A 17,719-nucleotide genomic window follows, 5' to 3' on the forward strand; every position below is an offset into this window, starting at 1 on the left:
TAAACAAAGCAAACTTGAAAATAGAAATACTATCGATAAAAAAATGTAAAAGAAATTATCAAATTAAATATCATGATATAATTTCTATAAGGTTTTAACTTATCATGATAATTTATTTTTTGCATATAGCTTGATACAGCAGCAAGTGAAATAGGACAATGCGACAAAAAATAAAATTACTTTTAGAGATGCAACAAGCTTTCAATTATTTTCATTGCTTATAATGATAAAGGGATACGAAATTCTCCTTTAGCATCTCATTGACCTTTCATATCTTCAGTAGGGATTCTCCATAAATCATCTTCAATCTAATTATCACAAATATAACGCAATGGATGTATACGAATCCCTGTAAGAATAAATATACGCAAAATCAAATGTGTTATGCTTGTTGTTTGGCAAAGTTTTTTTATAAAAAGCAGACTTTCTCTTCAGTCCGTTGCTGGGGAACTTTGTGTTTTAGAGAGTTGTTTTCCTAAGAGAGCCCGTGTTTTTTCTATTGCCTGTCAATCAACCATCCAAACCCAAAACAGTCGCATGTTTGAGACAAATATTAAGACGATTTAGCGCTTTTTCTGCTGTTGCAGATTTTGTATGCTAAATAGGAGCAAGGGTATCAGGTATCTCTTGTTTGGATAAGCTCTAAAACAGGCAGAAAACCTAATTTGGGAAGAATATGAAGTTTTAAAGGTGAAAACCAACCCTAATCCTTGCCATTTCCTTTTAATTTAGCTTTACGGCTTTCAAAAATATCTAAAGCAATATCCTTTAAATAATTGAGATTACGCATTGTCTCACACTTTTATTTACTGCGTTCTTAATGGTATCATAACCTTCACATAAAACAGAGTGCCGCTGGGTTGTTCATTCATAAAAATTTTGACAAATATTTTGTAATGTATACGTCATTATTTATTTCAATTTTTTTGACGGGACAGGATTTATAAATAAAAGTGGAAAATAAGATTTTCTCAAATCCCTTTCAATTATTGCGAATTAGAGTTTATTTTCAAGGTATTTTTTTGCCATAACAGCTATCCAAAAGATCTTTATTAAAAAAATAAAAATCTTTAAAGCTCTCTCACATCTCATCGCAATCATTTAGATTTACAACAAATTTGCCTTAGATACCAAGGTATAATCTTCCCTTCCTTAAAAGATATTGCTACGAAAACTTTTAAAAGCCATAAAAACCCACCGAGAAAGTGGTGACAGATTAATCACTCATTTTACTTGAGGCTTTTTTATTTTTTCCAATGAGACTGTTTTTCTATTTCAGAAATAAATCAAACAGAGATAAGCAACAAAAAACATAAGCTTTCTTAAGAATAAGGAATGTGACCTTTCTCCAACGAGTCCAGTTATGAAATGAAAAAAATATTCCAGCTCCTAACAAAAGATCGTACTCTTAACAAGATATTGCATTGACTGCGAGACCACCTTTACTTGTTTCTTTATAACATTCACTCATATCATGACCCGTCTGACGCATTGTTTCTATACAAGCATCAAGAGAAACAAAATGTTCTCCATTACCATATAATGCAAGAGAAGAAGCCGTTACTGCCTTAACCGCCCCCATTGCATTACGCTCAATACAAGGAACTTGTACAAGACCTGCAACCGGATCACATGTCATTCCCAAATGATGCTCAAGCGCAATTTCCGCTGCATTTTCAATTTGAGCTGGTGTTCCACCTAACGCTGCGGTCAACCCCGCCGCAGCCATTGAAGATGCCGTCCCAACTTCACCTTGACACCCAACTTCTGCACCAGAAATAGAGGCATTATGTTTGATAACACCGCCAATAGCTGCTGCCGTCAATAGAAAATTATGTATTCCCTTTTGATCTGAATCATCATTAAACTGAAGATAGTAACGCAAAACTGCAGGAACAACACCAGCTGCACCATTTGTTGGTGCTGTAACAACACGACCACCTGCTGCATTTTCCTCATTGACTGCCATAGCATATACCGAAAGCCAATCGTTTGCCCAAAGTGGATAATTGCAATTTTTCTTCTGCTTTTCCAAAAGCGTTTCATGCAGCTTTTTAGCACGCCTTAGAACACGCAATCCACCAGGCAACTCACCTTCTTGTGAAAGACCTCTATCAATGCAATTTGTCATCGCTGAAAAAATTTCATCAAGCCCTGCATCCAGAGAAGAACGCTCTATCTTTGTTTCTTCATTTAAGCGTTTCATTTCAGCAATCGAAAGTCCAGATTTTTCTGCCATCGACAACATTTTACGTGCAGAATCAAAGGGATATGGCACCTCAAATGCTTTTGGTTGTATATCACCATTCATATGAATTAATTCATCCTCAGTCAGAACAAATCCCCCCCCGATAGAATAATAAATCTGCCGTAACAGAACATTCCCACCAGCATCAAGTGCTTCAAATGCTAGCCCATTCGTATGTCCAGGTAAGATTTCCTTTCGTTCAAAAATAAGATCACGTTGCAAATCAAACTGATAAGCGGGATGGTCTTCTGGTTGCACTTTTTTTTCATGTATAACTTTTGCTAACAGAAATTCCATATTATCAGGATCAACAGTAGAAGCTTTTTCTCCTAAAAGCCCTAATATAATAGCTCTATCTGTTGCATGACCAATCCCCGTGAAAGCTAAAGAACCGTAAAGATAAACACGTATACGAGAAACTTGAATAGCAGATGACTGAGAAAAATCTCGTATCTTTTGCAAAAACATATTAGCCGCTGTCATCGGCCCCATCGTATGTGAACTAGAAGGACCAATCCCAATTTTAAAAAGTTCAAAAACAGATAAAAACACACGTCACCTCAAAACTGTAGTATGGTTTGAGCATGCGCTTTTTATAACGTTTGTCCCGTTTAAAATCAAATTGCGAGATAAACCAAAAAAATGACAGCAACAAACACGAATGTCGCTCGTCTTGCTACCACCCAACACTTTTTTTCTATAGTGCTTTCCATAGTCAACCTTCAAAATCGACAATGCCCCTAGAGTCATCACTCTCTTAACTTTCCAAACGTAGTCAAATAAGTGTTAATATGCAAGACCAGAATTCAATAAGAATGTGAGATTCTTACTGAAAATATTTCTCATCATGCAGCAAATTCTTCAAAACGTATGCTTAATTATACAAAATATTTTATGGATATGCTTCAATGAAACGTACAAAGTTTTCCAACGGTTCTCGTTCTGTCTCAAAATTGTTTTCTGGAGCATTTATATCGCGATAACCAAGTGCCATACCACAGATAATATGGCGATCAGAAGGGATCGATAAAAGTGTACGAATCTGTTTATGATAATCAGCAAAAGCTGCTTGAGGGCAAGTATCTAATCCAAATCCACGTGCTGCTAACATAATAGTCTGCATAAACATACCCAAATCAAGCCAACTCCCGATTTCCATGTCGTGATTCATTGTAAACAAAAGTCCTACCGGTGCATCAAAAAATAAAAAATTTCGCGCCTTTTGATAAAGCATTTTTTCTTCATCCCCTTTTTGAATTCCAAGACTCTGATAAAGATCCAAACCGACTTTTCGACGCCTTGAAAGATAAGGCTCACGCCATTGGCGTGGATAATAATGATATTCACGCTCTCCTTTTACCCCTGAAAGCACAAGTTGTGAAAGCTCTTGCCCTACTTTCTGTAATACACTTCCCGTAAGTACAATTACTTGCCATGGCTGAATATTTGTTCCAGATGGTGCACGTGCTGCAAGTTTTAAGATTTCTTTGATTGTTTCCAAACTGACTGGCTGGTCAGTAAAAGCGCGAATTGACTTTCGCGACAAAATAGATTGAAAAATACTCATGGGAGAAACTGCCATTGTCTTTACTTTCTTTAATGAAAAATATTTTTTGCTTATCAAGGACAATATACGACGAAAATACCTTTGCTGTTTTTTTCGCACGCTCTATTTCTTCAATTGACTTACAAATTTTACGCAGTGTGAAAGACCACCCACCCATTAGGATAGCACAACCTGTCTCTTTTAATAGAAAGAAAATTGTCTAAAAGTAGATGAAATAAATTTCATAATCAACGATTACCCCCCAATTCCGCTAAGCTCTAAAAAAAATTCTCCTCAATTCGTTCTAAATCCTGTAGAAGATCATCAATATCATGCTGCATCTTCTTTAAATCAGCTCGTTTTTTATGAATTCCTGCAATTAATTTCTTAAGCTTTTTCTCATCATCAGGTGGTTCTCCAACCACAGCCAACATATCAGATATTTCAGACAATGAGAATTTAACTCTTTTAGCACGCAGTATTTGTTTTAATTTATGACGGTCCGTTTGTGTATAAAGTCGTGTACTCCCGCGCCGGAAAGGAATAAGAAGTCCCTCTTCTTCATAATAACGCAAAGTTCGAGCTGTTATTGAAAACTCACGCGTTAATTCTCTAATTGAATAATATTTGTACATTTTATCATTCTGTTTTCGTAAACTACATTGTTATAAGAAATATGTCTTCTTTTTATAAAACTTTAGGCAAGCACTTTATTCTCTACTTTCCCGCACTCTAAAATATAAAGACATATATGGTTATCACACAGATATTATACAGCAAAAAACCAATTATTTTTTTAATGATAGAAAAGACTATTGATCTTTTTATTGTATGGGCTTTTGAAGCTTTACAGAAGATATCAATCAAAAAATTTTCTTAAAACTCGAAATCAGTCGTTATTTTACTTATAAAGAATTCTCTCTTTTCCTTAAAATACGGCTTTTAAGATTCATATAGCTTGGACAAAAATTTCTATACTGCATTCAAAAATAAGAAAACTTTAAAATGATTATCGGTTTATAATTTTTTATGATTATATTTTTCAGAGAAATATGAAACTTCTACATTTTGATATAAAAAACGTCTGAACTCACTATTCAGACGTTTTTATATCATATGACGTTGTCTTTAAATTATTCAGCAACGGTTCCAGCTGTCATATTTATCAACATAGCCTTAGCCACTTCGTTATTACTAGACTTACGCTGCTCATCTACAATCAAATCATCACGAACGGCTGCAATACGACGGATTTGAGAAATCGTGCCGCCTGTACCAGCAGGAATAAGACGACCGACAATAACGTTCTCTTTAAGCCCTTGCAAAGTATCAATTTTACCAGAAACCGCTGCTTCAGTAAGAACGCGTGTTGTTTCCTGAAACGATGCTGCTGAAATGAAAGAAGGCGTTTGAAGAGAAGCTTTTGTAATTCCAAGAAGAATGGGATTACCAGATGCGGGCTTCTTCCCTTCTGCAATCAAATTATCATTGATTTCATCAAGTTCAATACGATCAACATTATCACCTGGAATATAACCAGAATCTCCAGATTCAGTAATTTCAACTTTTTGCAACATTTGACGAACAATCACTTCAATGTGCTTGTCATTGATAAGAACCCCTTGCAAACGATAAACCTCCTGAATCTCATTAACAAGGTAAGATGCCAAAGCTTCAACACCCTTAATCGCTAAGATATCATGAGGAGCTGGATTACCATCAAGAATATAATCACCCTTTTCAATTTGATCGCCTTCTTGGAAGTGGAGCAACTTACCTTTGGGAATCAAATATTCTACTGGCTCAAGAGTTTCATCATTTGGTTCAATAATAATACGGCGTTTATTCTTATAACCACGGCCAAAGCGAATTGTACCACTGACTTCAGCAATAATCGCATGATCCTTTGGACGACGCGCTTCAAAAAGTTCTGCCACCCGTGGTAGACCACCCGTAATATCTTTCGTCTTGGCACTTTCCATTGGCAAACGAGCAATAACATCACCCGCTTTCACATGAGCACCAAGCTCAACAGAAAGAATAGTTTCCACTGACATCATATAACGGGCTTCACCTCCCTTATACAATTTAGCAATGGATTTACCTTCTTTATCTGCGTGGATAATAATGGCTGGTTTGAGCTCCGCACCACGTGGATTAGCACGCCAATCAATCACTAAACGCTTCGTAATCCCCGTAGATTCATCAGCTGTTTCAGTAACCGATAAACCATCAACCATATCTTCAAAACCCACATAACCTTCAACTTCCGTTAAAACTGGACGTGTATAAGGATCCCATTCTGCTATACGCTGGCCACGTTTAACCACATCACCATCGTCAACAAAAATATGCGCACCATAGCTAACACGATGCACAACGCGCTCTTTTCCTAACTCATCCTTGATAAGGATAGCCATATTACGCCCCATAACAACCAAATGACCTTCAGAGTTACGAACCACATTACGGTTACGAATCTCCACCGTACCTTCATAAGAGGCCTCTAAATACGATGAATCAACAACCTGTGCCGTTCCTCCTAAGTGGAAAGTACGCATAGTAAGCTGTGTTCCAGGCTCACCAATTGACTGAGCAGCAATAACACCAACAGCTTCTCCCTGATTAACCGGTGTTCCACGCGCCAAATCACGACCATAGCATTTTGCACAAACACCAAGACGTGTTTCACATGTTAAAGCAGAACGAATTTGAACAGATTGAATTCCAGCGTCTTCAATCTTCGCGACATCAGCCTCCTCAATCATCGCTCCACCCTCAAGAATAACCTCTCCAGAGACAGGATGTAAAATATCAACAAGGGCTGTACGACCAAGAATTCTTTGCCCAAGAGAGGCAACAATTTGTCCTGCATCAACAATTGGCTGCATAGTAAGCCCTTTTGCTGTACCACAATCAACTGCTGAAATAATAGCATCCTGTGCAACATCAACAAGACGCCGTGTTAGATAACCAGAGTTCGCCGTTTTTAACGCAGTATCAGCAAGTCCTTTACGCGCACCATGTGTCGAGTTGAAGTATTCGTTAACAGTGAGACCTTCCTTAAAATTTGAAATAATAGGTGTTTCAATAATTTCACCTGATGGTTTTGCCATTAATCCACGCATACCAGCCAATTGTCTCATCTGGTTAGCTGAACCACGGGCACCAGAATGCGACATCATATAGATCGAATTCATGGGCCGTTGACGACCTGTTTTAGGATCAAAATCAACAGCTTGAATTCGTTTCATCATTTCATCCGCAACACGGTCTGTACATTTACCCCAAGCATCTACAACCTTATTGTATTTTTCACCTAGTGTAATCAAACCATCATTATATTGCTGTTCGTATTCCTTCGCCAAAGCTTCTGTTTCTGCCACTAAACGCGACTTGCTATCAGGAATAACCATATCATCCTTCCCGAATGAGATTCCTGCACGACAAGCATAAGAAAAACCAAGCTGCATAATACGGTCACAAAAAATAACCGTCTCTTTTTGTCCACAGTGGCGATAAACATGATCAATCATTTTAGAAATATTCTTTTTTGTCATTTCTTGATTGATAATATCAAATGAGATATTTGGATTTTTGGGCAAAAGCTCACCGATAATCAAACGACCAGGTGTCGTATCATAAAGTTTAGCAACTTCTTTTCCATCCTTGCCAATATTCTTAACACGGCCTTTAATCTTTGTATGAAGCGTTACGACCTTATTTTCCAAGGCATAATGAAGCTCTCCTATATCAGAAAAAGCCATTCCCTCACCTGGTTCTTTTTCAGAAACAATTGAGAGATAATAAAGACCAAGAACCATATCCTGTGATGGAACAATAATAGGGGCACCATTGGCTGGATGAAGAATATTATTGGTCGACATCATCAAAACACGGGCTTCAAGCTGCGCTTCAAGAGAAAGTGGAACGTGAACCGCCATCTGATCTCCATCAAAATCCGCATTAAAAGCGGTACATACCAATGGATGAAGCTGGATAGCCTTCCCTTCAATTAAGATAGGTTCAAATGCCTGAATTCCCAAACGGTGCAATGTTGGCGCACGATTGAGTAAAACAGGATGTTCACGAATAACCTCATCTAAGATATCCCAAACTTCTGGATGCTCTTTCTCAACAAGCTTTTTTGCTTGTTTTACAGTTGAGGAATATCCTTTTGCATCAAGCCGCGCATAAATAAAGGGCTTAAATAATTCAAGGGCCATTTTTTTGGGAAGACCACATTGATGTAATTTTAATTCAGGACCTGTCACAATAACAGAACGACCCGAGTAATCAACACGCTTTCCAAGCAGGTTTTGACGGAAACGGCCTTGCTTACCCTTTAACATATCTGAAAGAGACTTGAGCGGACGTTTATTGGCTCCCGTAATCACACGCCCACGCCGCCCATTATCAAACAATGCGTCAACAGCTTCTTGTACCATACGCTTTTCATTACGCACGATAATTCCAGGAGCACGCAATTCAATCAACCGTTTCAAACGGTTATTACGATTGATAACACGCCGATAAAGATCATTGAGATCTGATGTCGCGAAACGTCCACCATCAAGTGGAACCAATGGACGTAAATCCGGTGGAATAACCGGAATTGTTTTTATAATCATCCACTCTGGCTTATTCCCAGATTCAAGAAAATTTTCAACGATCTTAAGTCGTTTAATCAACTTTTTTTGCTTTAACTCTGAAGTTGTTTCAGCTAATTCGAGACGCAAATCGTTGGCGATTTTATCAAGTTCCATACCAGCTAAAAGCTCGTAAATAGCCTCAGCGCCAATCATCGCTGTAAACTGGTCTTCTCCAAACTCATCAATAGCAAGCATATACTCTTCTTCAGAAAGAAGTTGGTGAAGCTTAAGAGAGGTTAACCCTGGTTCAGTTACAATATAATTCTCAAAATAAAGAACACGCTCAATATCTTTTAAAGTCAAATCTAAAAGTGTAGAAATACGGCCTGGTAACGATTTAAGAAACCATATATGTGCCACAGGTGCTGCAAGCTCAATGTGCCCCATACGCTCACGACGTACGCGCGAAAGAGTAACTTCCACACCACATTTCTCACAAATAATCCCCTTATATTTCATGCGTTTATATTTACCGCATAGACATTCATAGTCTTTAATCGGGCCAAATATACGTGCACAAAAAAGACCATCACGCTCTGGTTTAAAAGTCCGATAATTAATAGTCTCAGGCTTCTTAATCTCACCATACGACCAAGACAAAATTTTCTCAGGACTCGCAATAGAAATACGAATAGAGTCAAATGTTTGCGCTGGCGCTTGAGGATTGAAAAGATTCATGACCTCGTGGTTCATGCTGTTCTCCTTCAAAGATTCTTAGAACCTGTTGTAATATCTCATTCATTTTGTAACAGATCTTCTTTAAAATACATTTACTTTTAAAAATGATCTATATCACCTTAATAAGGTTATTGAGCCTCTTAAAGTCATCAGAGCGCAACCTTTTTTTGGTGCGCTCCTTGAATTATTGTTCTGCCGTATCAGATAACATGCGCTGCGCAATAAGTTCACGCGCATCATCAAGCTCTACATTAAGAGCAAGTGAACGCATTTCTTTTACCAACACATTAAAGCTCTCAGGTATACCGGCTTCAAATGTATCATCACCACGCACAATCGCTTCATAGACTTTCGTCCGACCAGCGACATCATCTGATTTTACTGTCAACATCTCCTGCAAAGTATATGCAGCACCATAAGCTTCAAGGGCCCAAACCTCCATTTCACCAAAACGTTGACCACCAAACTGTGCCTTACCTCCCAATGGCTGCTGCGTAACAAGTGAGTAGGGACCAATAGAACGGGCATGAATCTTATCATCCACAAGGTGATGCAATTTCAACATGTAAATATACCCCACCGTTACTGGACGATCAAAAGGTTCTCCCGTACGACCATCATAAAGCGTAACCTGCCCTGAACTATCCAGACCAGCATCTTCCAGCATCATGTTGATATCAGACTCATGTGCTCCATCAAAAACAGGTGTGGCAATTGAAACCCCCTTCTTCATCTGAACTGCCAATTTGTAAAGGCTCTCGTTATCATACTGACGCACTGGTTCATTATGATTATCATCTGGCATAAGATTTTCAATACGTTGACGTAGAGGCAATATATCACCAGTCTCTTGATATAATTCTAACAAATCACCAATCTTCTTGCCCATCCCCGCACATGCCCAACCAAGATGCGTCTCAAGAATTTGCCCAACATTCATACGACTAGGAACACCAAGGGGATTTAAAACGATATCAGCATGGGTTCCATCTTCAAGAAATGGCATATCTTCTACGGGAAGAATACGTGAGACAACACCCTTATTTCCGTGACGTCCCGCCATCTTATCACCTGGTTGGATTTTGCGCTTCACAGCCACAAAAACTTTAACCATTTTCATGACACCAGGAGGCATTTCATCACCTCTTTGGACCTTTTCAACTTTATCCATAAAGCGACGTTGTAATGCTTCTTTTGATTCATCATATTGCTTGCGCAAAGCTTCAATTTCATTTTGAAGCTTTTCATCCTCAACAGCAAATTGCCACCACTGCGAACGTGGATAACGCCCCATTACCGTACTATCAAGCTTTTTGCTCTCTGAAAAGCCTTTCGGACCTTCTACAGCGACTTTGCCTGTTAACATGTCGGTAAGACGCGCATAAACATTGCGATCAAGAATCGACTGCTCATCATCACGGTCTTTTGCTAAACGTTCAATTTCTTCACGCTCAATTGCCATAGCGCGCTCATCTTTTTCCACACCATGGCGATTAAAAACACGAACTTCAACAACAGTACCAAATGTCCCAGGAGGCATACGCATAGAAGTATCACGAACATCTGATGCCTTTTCACCAAAAATTGCACGTAGAAGCTTTTCTTCCGGCGTCATGGGACTTTCACCCTTCGGTGTAATCTTTCCAACCAAAATATCACCCGGTTGAACTTCAGCACCAATATAAATAATGCCAGCTTCATCAAGATTTCTCAATGCTTCTTCAGCAACATTCGGAATGTCGCGAGTAATTTCCTCAGGCCCAAGCTTTGTATCACGTGCTGCAACTTCAAATTCCTCAATATGAATTGAAGTAAACACATCATCCGCAACAATGCGCTCAGATAACAAAATGGAATCTTCATAGTTATATCCATTCCAAGGCATAAAGGCGACAAGAACATTCCGCCCAAGAGCTAAATCACCAAGATCCGTGGACGGACCATCTGCAATGATATCACCCTTTTCTACCCGATCACCGACATGCACAAGAGGACGCTGATTAATACAAGTGGACTGATTAGAACGCTGAAATTTTTGTAAGCGGTAAATATCAACGCCAGATTTTGAAGGATCTAAATCTTCTGTTGCACGAATAACAATACGGGTAGCATCAACTTGATCAACAATACCACTCCGTTTTGCGCTCACAGCAGCTCCTGAATCTCGTGCAACAACGGATTCCATTCCCGTCCCAACAAATGGTGCTTCAGCGCGTACAAGAGGAACTGCCTGACGTTGCATGTTCGATCCCATAAGCGCACGATTCGCATCATCATTTTCCAAAAACGGAATAAGCGCGGCCGCGACTGAGACCAACTGTTTTGGTGAAACATCCATCAAATCAACATGATCGCGCGGTGCCATTAAAACTTCACCAGCATGACGGCAAACAACAAACTCTTCTGTAAAGCGTCCTTCACCATCCAATGAGGAATTCGCTTGAGCAACATAATGCTTTGCTTCTTCCATCGCCGAAAGATAAATAACTTCTTCGGTGACTTTACCATCAATAATTTTACGATATGGGCTTTCAATAAAGCCATATTTGTTAACCCTAGCAAATGTTGCCAAAGAGTTAATGAGACCAATATTGGGACCTTCTGGTGTTTCAATCGGACAAATACGGCCATAATGGGTAGGATGGACGTCACGAACTTCAAAACCTGCACGCTCGCGAGTCAACCCTCCTGGACCAAGAGCAGAAAGACGGCGCTTATGGGTGATTTCTGATAATGGATTGGTCTGATCCATAAACTGCGACAATTGTGAAGACCCAAAAAACTCACGAACTGCTGCTGCAGCAGGCTTTGCATTGATCAAATCCTGCGGCATAACTGTATCAATTTCAACCGATGACATACGCTCTTTTATCGCACGCTCCATACGAAGGAGACCAATGCGATATTGATTTTCCATCAACTCCCCAACAGAACGAACGCGACGATTGCCAAGATTATCAATATCATCAATTTCACCACGACCATCACGCAATTCAACCAACATCTTAACAACAGCAAGAATATCTTCTTGACGTAAAACACGAACTGTATCCGGACAATCAAGATCCATCCGCAAATTCATCTTAACACGTCCAACAGCTGAAAGATCATAACGCTCTGGATCAAAAAACAATGAATGGAACATTGCTTCTGCTGTATCGATTGTTGGGGGCTCACCCGGACGCATTACTCGGTAAATATCAAATAATGCATCCTGTCGACTTTCATTTTTATCCACCTTTAAAGTATTGCGGATATAGGCACCAATATTCATATGATCAATATCAAGGATATTGATTTGATCAGCACTAACATCAAGCAAAACTTTCAATACTTTTTCATCAATTTCATCGCCTGCTTCAAGGTAGATCTCACCTGTCTCGTAATTAACAATATCTTCGGCAAGATAACACCCTAATAAATCATCCTCACTAACTTTAACCGCCTTAAGGCCTTTTTCTGCCAAAGACTTCGCCGTACGAACTGTTAGCTTTTTACCAGCTTCCGCAACTACTTCACCACTATCAGCATCTATAAGGTCAGAAATGAGCTTCATTCCTTTAAAGCGATCAACAGAATAAGGAACACGCCATCCTTCTCCATCACGCTCATAACTCACTTTATCATAAAATGTTGACAAAATATCCGAAGCATCCATCCCTAACGCCATTAAAAGACTGGTAATAGGAATCTTACGCCGCCGATCAATACGCGCATAAATGATGTCCTTAGCATCAAACTCAATATCCAGCCAAGAGCCACGATACGGAATAACACGAGCAGCAAAAAGAAGCTTTCCGGATGAATGGGATTTACCTTTATCATGGTCAAAAAAGACACCAGGAGAACGGTGCATCTGAGAAACAATAACACGCTCCGTACCATTAACGATAAAGGTACCATTGCTCGTCATTAAAGGCATATCACCCATATAAACGCCCTGCTCTTTAATGTCTTTGATATCTTTGGAGCCAGTATCCTCATCAACATCAAAAACAATCAAACGCAATATTACCTTTAATGGGGCTGCATAAGTTAAATCACGTTGACGACATTCTTCAACATCAAATTTTGGTAAATCAAATTCATAACCAACAAACTCAAGCATAGCTGTACCGGAAAAATCGGAAATAGGAAATACCGATTTAAAAACAGCTTGCAAACCTTCATCGGGTCGTCCACCCTTCGGTTCCTCAACCATGAGAAACTGATCATATGACGCTTTTTGAACCTCAATAAGATTCGGCATCTCTGCTACTTCAGGAATCTTACCGAAAAATTTGCGTACCCGCTTACGACCATTGAATTGAGACATCATTGCGTGAGTCTGAGCCATCGTCGCTCCTTGATCCTTACTCTTCAAGGTAAACCAACCTTGAAAGCCTTATATCATTAACCTGCATATGCAGACCAGTTCACTCGACACCCAATAGTGAGCATCGTTAACTTTCATCACAAAAACAAGCCTTTCATTGACTTGGCTTTATGATAAGGGATGAGTAGCCCAACCCTAGACCCACGAGTGCAATTAAATCGTTGGCAAAAGTTTTTTCACTCATTATTTTTCCTCTTTTTAAAGAAAGAAAATCGGCGAACATAAATGTCCGCCGATAAAATTAAATTTATTTAAGTTCAACTTTAGCACCGGCAGATTCAAGTTGAGATTTAATTTTCTCTGCTTCTTCTTTAGAAGCGCCTTCTTTAATAGGCTTAGGTGCTCCTTCAACTAGGTCTTTTGCTTCTTTAAGACCAAGTCCAGTAAGAGCACGAACTTCCTTAATAACATTAATTTTTTGCGCGCCACCTTCAACAAGAATAACATCAAATTCTGTTTTTTCTTCAGCAGCTGGAGCAGCAGCACCAGCAACAGCAGCAACAGCCACAGGAGCAGCAGCCGAAACGCCCCATTTTTCTTCAAGTAACTTAGAAAGCTCAGCAGCTTCCAAAAGGGTGAGATTAGAAAGGTCTTCTACGATCTTCGCTAGATCAGCCATTTTAAAATTCCTTCAATTAAAAGATTTGAACCATTATTAAAACTTATTCAAAAAAATAGAAAAGCATTAAAGCTCTTCCATCAACGTGAATAAACAGCCTTAAGCCGCCTTATCCTCCTGAGCATATGCTCCAATGACACGTGCAACCTGACCTGCAGGTGCATTAACAACCTGCGCAATACGGGTCGCAGGGGTAGAAATCATACCCACAAGTTTTGCCCGCAACTCGTTTAATGAAGGCAATGAAGCCAATGACTTCACAGCATCTACAGTTAAACTCGTTGCACCCATTGAACCACCAAGGATGACAAATTTGTCATTGCTTTTTGCAAAATCAACAGCAACTTTTGGTGCTGTGATTGGATCTTCTGAATAAGCAATAAGTGTTTGTCCTTTAAACAAATCCACCATTGATTCAGAATCCGTGCCCTGAAGAGCGATTTTAGCAAGACGGTTTTTGGCGACTTTAACGGCACCGCCAGCTTCACCCATTTTTGAACGCAGATCGTTCATTTGTGAAACTGTCAGACCGGAATAATGTGCAACAACAACAGAACCAGACTTTTGAAAAGTCTCGTTAAGCCATGTAACAAATTCGCGTTTTTCCGCTCTATTCACTGTCTCTCTCCATTTAACAGATTTATTTTAAAACAAACCTGTTGGTTACCTTTGATAACATAAAATACTTCATGTCACCGATGAGGATCCTGTCCCCTTTTTCACGCACAGCGTTCAAAGGCAACCCTGGCTCAAACCCTTTAAAGTTTTTTAACTCTCAGTTTTTACCCCAGTCTCATGCAGGTTTTTTTTGATTAAGATACTTAAAGCATCACCTACAATCTCGGACAGGATATCCCGGAATTTTTCCGGTATAACCTAAGCCCTAAAAAGCTTAGATAACTAAATGCCGCAAAAAACGACATTCAAAATATAATTTCGATCGTCACATACCTCAAAAAAATTATAAATCAGCTTATACTGACTCTGAACGAACCGTTGCTGGATCAACTTTAATACCAATCCCCATCGTTGAAGAAACAGCAATGCGCTTAATATACTCACCTTTTGCACCTTGCGGTTTCGCTTTAATAACTGCACTTGCAAAGGCTTTAATATTTTCTACGATTTTTTCAACGCCAAAAGAAGCCTTCCCAATACCAGCATGCACAATACCTGCTTTTTCAACACGAAACTCGACAGCACCACCTTTAGAAGCTTTGACAGCACCGGCAACATCAAGTGTTACAGTCCCAACTTTTGGATTTGGCATCAAACTCCGCGGACCAAGAATCTTACCAAGACGACCAACAAGAGGCATCATATCTGGTGTTGCAATACAACGATCAAAGTCAATCACCCCACCATTAATGCTTTCAAACAAATCTTCAGAACCTACAATATCAGCCCCTGCCGCTTTAGCTTCCTCAGCCTTATCTCCACGAGCAAAAACGGCAACACGAATATTTCGTCCCGTGCCATTCGGCAAATGAGCAACACCTCGAACCATCTGATCTGCATGACGAGGGTCAACACCCAAGTTCATTGAAATTTCAATTGTTTCATCAAACTTAGCTACGGCACGCTCTTTAACCATTGAAACAGCATCTTTTAAAGTGTAAAGTTCATTAAAATCAATATCTTTTCGGATATTTTTTATTCTCTTTGCTACTTTTGCCATAATATTAGCCCACCACTTCTAAGCCCATCGAGCGCGCAGAACCTTCGACCATACGCATTGCTGCCTCAATGTCATTCGCATTAAGATCTTTCATCTTTGATTCTGCAATCGAACGAATTTTATCGCGAGAGATACTTCCTACAGACACTTTACCAGGCTCTTTTGAACCAGACTTAAGTTGTGCTTCCTTCTTTAAAAAGAAGGACACAGGAGGTGTCTTAAGAGAAAACGTGAAAGATTTATCTTGGTAATACGTAATAACAACTGGAATCGGTGCTCCCTTTTCCATTTCTTGTGTCGCCGCATTAAACGCCTTACAAAATTCCATGATATTAATACCACGTTGCCCAAGAGCTGGACCAATCGGTGGAGATGGAGTCGCAGCCCCTGCAGGAACCTGCAATTTAAGCTGACCTATACTTTTTTTTGCCATAATAATCTGCCTTCAATTTTACTGGTATACTAACAATTTATCTTGCTCGCTACCCGCTGCAGTCATGTGGTTCGGATCATTAAGCCGACAAAAACCATAAATCACCTCCCACTCATTCCTTAAAGTAATTAAAACCACTCTAAGTTTAATCAGAGTTTTTCAACCTGACCAAATTCCAAATCAACAGGCGTAGGACGCCCAAAAATGAGCACTTCAACCTTAAGACGAGAGCGCTCTTCTTCAACCTCTTGAACAATTCCATTAAACGAAACAAAAGGACCATCAGCAACTCGAACTTGTTCTCCAACCTCAAACAATACAGAAGACTTTGGAGACTCAACCCCTTCCTGAACTTGCTTGAGAATTTGTTCAACTTCCCGATCAGAAATGGGAACAGGACGCGCATCTGATCCTAAAAAACCTGTCACTTTAGGCGTATTCTTAATAAGATGATAAACCTCATCTGTTAATTCAGCACGAATAAGAACATAACCAGGAAAAAATTTTCGTTCAGTATCAACTTTACGCCCACGACGAACTTCTACAACACGCTCTGTTGGGACAAAAATCTTTTCAAACAGATGATCAAGCCCTTTTTGCTTTGCCTCTTTATCAATAGCCTCAGCTACTTTCTTTTCAAAATTCGAATATGCCTGAACAATATACCAACGAGCCGCCACAGTCACACTTCCTTACATTATCAACTAAAAAGATATTTCAGAAGATCAATAACCCGCCAAACACTAAAATGCATAACCTGATCCACAATAAAAAAGAAAGCCGAAGCTAATGCCGTTACCAACAAAACCATAACAGTAGAAATAACTGTCTCACGGCGCGTAGGCCACTTTACTTTAACTGTTTCTGCATAAACCTGCTTCAAAAAGGCAATTGGATTTGTTTTAGATGCCATCTTCACACTATATTTTCTCTAGCCCTATTATACTTTCTTTTAGTCCTATTGTGCTTTACCTAACAAGACAGATACGAAAAAATGCAAAAGCCAACCTCAAGACTGATGCAATTTTTACTTCCTATTCAATAACGTCTCACACACAAAAAAACAAGCCCTAGATAAAAAAAAGCGAAAAAGGCAGCAAGATCCGCTCCCCCGCATCTAAAACCCTATTTCCCCTTTGGCAGGGGCAGCAGGACTTGAACCCGCGACCTGCGGTTTTGGAGACCGCCGCTCTACCAACTGAGCTATACCCCTAACTCTCAAAAATAAAAAACCTTTAGTAACCTTTTAACAAGCATTATTTATTCAATGATCTTAGAGACGATACCGGCACCAACAGTACGACCACCTTCACGAATAGCAAAACGAAGCTTCTCTTCCATCGCTATCGGGACAATAAGAGAAACATCCATGGCTACATTATCGCCGGGCATAACCATTTCTGTTCCTTCTGGAAGTATAACAATACCCGTAACATCCGTCGTACGGAAATAAAACTGAGGACGATAATTCGTGAAAAACGGTGTATGAC

Annotated in this window: 12 protein-coding genes, 1 tRNA gene and 1 pseudogene; all 14 read right to left on the reverse strand. The window is 39.5% G+C overall.

Annotation, left to right across the window (positions count from 1 at the left end):
• Positions 1-260 precede the first annotated feature (260 nt).
• Positions 261-852, reverse strand: a pseudogene (locus HWX04_RS08510) (integrase); the annotation flags it as partial.
• Positions 853-1,408: 556 nt separating this feature from the next.
• Entirely contained in the window at positions 1,409-2,800 is a 1,392-nt protein-coding gene (locus tag HWX04_RS03255) for an L-serine ammonia-lyase (RefSeq protein ID WP_175868790.1), read from the reverse strand.
• A gap of 340 nt (positions 2,801-3,140) precedes the next feature.
• Positions 3,141-3,830, reverse strand: coding sequence for a nitroreductase (locus tag HWX04_RS03260; protein WP_175868791.1), 690 nt, complete (start codon positions 3,828-3,830; stop codon positions 3,141-3,143).
• Positions 3,831-4,072: 242 nt separating this feature from the next.
• On the reverse strand, positions 4,073-4,429 hold the full coding sequence (locus HWX04_RS03265) for a MerR family transcriptional regulator (protein ID WP_175868792.1): 357 nt from the start codon (positions 4,427-4,429) through the stop codon (positions 4,073-4,075).
• Positions 4,430-4,927: 498 nt separating this feature from the next.
• Positions 4,928-9,139 (reverse strand): DNA-directed RNA polymerase subunit beta', encoded by a 4,212-nt coding sequence (rpoC, locus tag HWX04_RS03270; RefSeq protein ID WP_175868793.1) that lies wholly within the window; start codon positions 9,137-9,139, stop codon positions 4,928-4,930.
• Between the two features lie 169 nt (positions 9,140-9,308).
• Positions 9,309-13,460 carry a DNA-directed RNA polymerase subunit beta gene (gene rpoB, locus HWX04_RS03275; RefSeq protein WP_175868794.1) on the reverse strand — a complete coding sequence of 1,384 codons (4,152 nt, stop codon included), beginning with the start codon at positions 13,458-13,460 and terminating at the stop codon, positions 9,309-9,311.
• 286 nt (positions 13,461-13,746) lie between these two features.
• Positions 13,747-14,118 (reverse strand): 50S ribosomal protein L7/L12, encoded by a 372-nt coding sequence (gene rplL / locus HWX04_RS03280; RefSeq protein WP_175868795.1) that lies wholly within the window; start codon positions 14,116-14,118, stop codon positions 13,747-13,749.
• Between the two features lie 99 nt (positions 14,119-14,217).
• The gene (gene rplJ, locus HWX04_RS03285; RefSeq protein ID WP_175868796.1) at positions 14,218-14,736 is read right to left on the reverse strand and encodes a 50S ribosomal protein L10; all 519 of its coding nucleotides are present in this window, start codon (positions 14,734-14,736) and stop codon (positions 14,218-14,220) included.
• A gap of 355 nt (positions 14,737-15,091) precedes the next feature.
• The gene (gene rplA, locus HWX04_RS03290; protein WP_175868797.1) at positions 15,092-15,796 is read right to left on the reverse strand and encodes a 50S ribosomal protein L1; all 705 of its coding nucleotides are present in this window, start codon (positions 15,794-15,796) and stop codon (positions 15,092-15,094) included.
• 4 nt (positions 15,797-15,800) lie between these two features.
• Positions 15,801-16,229 (reverse strand): 50S ribosomal protein L11, encoded by a 429-nt coding sequence (rplK, locus tag HWX04_RS03295; protein ID WP_012231471.1) that lies wholly within the window; start codon positions 16,227-16,229, stop codon positions 15,801-15,803.
• Between the two features lie 149 nt (positions 16,230-16,378).
• Entirely contained in the window at positions 16,379-16,909 is a 531-nt protein-coding gene (gene nusG, locus HWX04_RS03300) for a transcription termination/antitermination protein NusG (RefSeq protein WP_175868801.1), read from the reverse strand.
• 20 nt (positions 16,910-16,929) lie between these two features.
• Positions 16,930-17,142 carry a preprotein translocase subunit SecE gene (gene secE, locus HWX04_RS03305; RefSeq protein ID WP_175868798.1) on the reverse strand — a complete coding sequence of 71 codons (213 nt, stop codon included), beginning with the start codon at positions 17,140-17,142 and terminating at the stop codon, positions 16,930-16,932.
• Positions 17,143-17,366: 224 nt separating this feature from the next.
• Positions 17,367-17,442 (reverse strand) — tRNA-Trp (locus HWX04_RS03310).
• Positions 17,443-17,489: 47 nt separating this feature from the next.
• A partial coding sequence (locus HWX04_RS03315; protein ID WP_500676364.1) for an EF-Tu C-terminal domain-related protein occupies positions 17,490-17,719 on the reverse strand: 230 nt, incomplete at its 5' end.

Origin of the sequence: Bartonella gabonensis (assembly GCF_903679515.1) — a bacterium.
Classification (GTDB): domain Bacteria; phylum Pseudomonadota; class Alphaproteobacteria; order Rhizobiales; family Rhizobiaceae; genus Bartonella; species Bartonella gabonensis.

What these genes read in the sequence shown, in the direction of transcription:
- HWX04_RS03265 (WP_175868792.1), bottom strand. Translation starts at nt 4,429, where the DNA reads ATGTACAAATATTATTCAATTAGAGAATTAACGCGTGAGTTTTCAATA.
- rplA (WP_175868797.1), bottom strand. Translation starts at nt 15,796, where the DNA reads ATGGCAAAAGTAGCAAAGAGAATAAAAAATATCCGAAAAGATATTGAT.
- HWX04_RS03260 (WP_175868791.1), bottom strand. Translation starts at nt 3,830, where the DNA reads ATGGCAGTTTCTCCCATGAGTATTTTTCAATCTATTTTGTCGCGAAAG.
- rplL (WP_175868795.1), bottom strand. Translation starts at nt 14,118, where the DNA reads ATGGCTGATCTAGCGAAGATCGTAGAAGACCTTTCTAATCTCACCCTT.
- rplK (WP_012231471.1), bottom strand. Translation starts at nt 16,229, where the DNA reads ATGGCAAAAAAAAGTATAGGTCAGCTTAAATTGCAGGTTCCTGCAGGG.
- rpoC (WP_175868793.1), bottom strand. Translation starts at nt 9,139, where the DNA reads ATGAACCACGAGGTCATGAATCTTTTCAATCCTCAAGCGCCAGCGCAA.
- rpoB (WP_175868794.1), bottom strand. Translation starts at nt 13,460, where the DNA reads ATGGCTCAGACTCACGCAATGATGTCTCAATTCAATGGTCGTAAGCGG.
- secE (WP_175868798.1), bottom strand. Translation starts at nt 17,142, where the DNA reads ATGGCATCTAAAACAAATCCAATTGCCTTTTTGAAGCAGGTTTATGCA.